The sequence below is a fragment of the Thermoplasmatales archaeon genome (assembly GCA_014361245.1).
In the GTDB taxonomy this organism is placed as follows: domain Archaea; phylum Thermoplasmatota; class E2; order UBA202; family JdFR-43; genus JACIWB01.
The window spans coordinates 1-1,179 of sequence record JACIWB010000090.1 but is presented as its reverse complement, the minus strand read 5'-3'; the positions used below and the strand labels follow the sequence as shown (position 1 = coordinate 1,179).

Below are 1,179 nucleotides of genomic sequence, written 5' to 3'. Positions count from 1 at the left end.
CAGGGGACCGCTACCCCCCCACCCTGCACGGGCCTGGCGGAGGGGGCGGGATTCGAACCCGCGGCACCCTTTTGGGGTGCACCTGCTCTCCAGGCAGGTGGTTTCGGCCGCTCGCCCACCCCTCCATCTGGCCTAAGTATACCAAACTCACCCGAGAAGTCGCCCAAACCCAAGCCAAAGAAGGAAACCCAACCCCCCGGAAAGCACGGGAGTGAAAACCCAGCCTGCTAAGATGCTCCAGACCTGCCGGAGGTTTACGGTCTCAACTCCCTTGCTCAACCCCACCCCCACCACTGCCCCTACCACCGCTTGCGCTGTGGACACCGGGAAGCCAATCGCGGCGAACCCTTGGAGGACCATGACCTCCGCCGTGACCGCAAGCAAAGCGGGCCAGGTCCCAAGCTCCACCAGCTTGTGGCCGACCGTCTCAATCACTGGCCGGGAATAAGTGAGCACTCCCAGGGCGATGGCTGCTCCGCCGATGAGACACGCCGCGCTCGGAGAAAGAAACCCCGTGCTCACGAAAGCTCCCGTCACATTCGGAACGTTGTTGGCACCTAAAGCAAATGCTCCCCAAATTCCGACCAGGATCAAAATCGCTCGAGTCAAGCGGTCAAAGGTTTCCAAGCCCAGGAGTTTGCGACTCAAAAGAGGCGTGAGGACGCGGCTCAAAAGGTAAGCAAGGGCACAGGCGCTTACGGGGTTTATCACCCATGAAGCCACAATTTTTCCAAGGAGACCCCACTCCACAGAGCGTCCTGCAGCGAGGCCCACGCCGACGATGGCGCCCACGATGGCCTGTGGCCCGGGCACGGGCAGGCCACGCCAGCTCATCATGGCCACGATTAGTCCGGCCGCAAGAGTAGCACAGAACGCACCGCGCACCTCGTGGCTGACCAAATTCCCGTAGGTGTTCACTCCAGCCCGACCCACCAGATATGCACCGAGAACGGTGAAAGCAGCGGTGAGGAGCACGGCAGTGCGGTAACGCCAGGCTCCGGTAGCGATGCCTAGGGCACAGACGTTACCGGCAGCGTTGGCGCCCAGGGCCCAACCCATGAACAGCGCGGGAAGGAGGACCCACATCGGCAAACCCTCCCATGCGGTGATGTATGGTTGGCTTTATACCTCTATGAAGAAAGGGGTGCAAGGGGCAAAAATAAAGTGCGCCCGGCAGGA

The 1,179-nt window shown here is 61.6% G+C and carries 1 protein-coding gene and 1 tRNA gene; both read right to left on the bottom strand.

The genetic code is table 11. The annotated features are described in order from the left end of the window. Positions 1-34 precede the first annotated feature (34 nt). Positions 35-125 (bottom strand) — tRNA-Ser (locus tag H5T45_07630). Positions 126-147: 22 nt separating this feature from the next. Continuing rightward, positions 148-1,086, bottom strand: coding sequence for an inorganic phosphate transporter (locus H5T45_07625; GenBank protein ID MBC7129567.1), 939 nt, complete (start codon positions 1,084-1,086; stop codon positions 148-150). Positions 1,087-1,179: the final 93 nt, after the last annotated feature.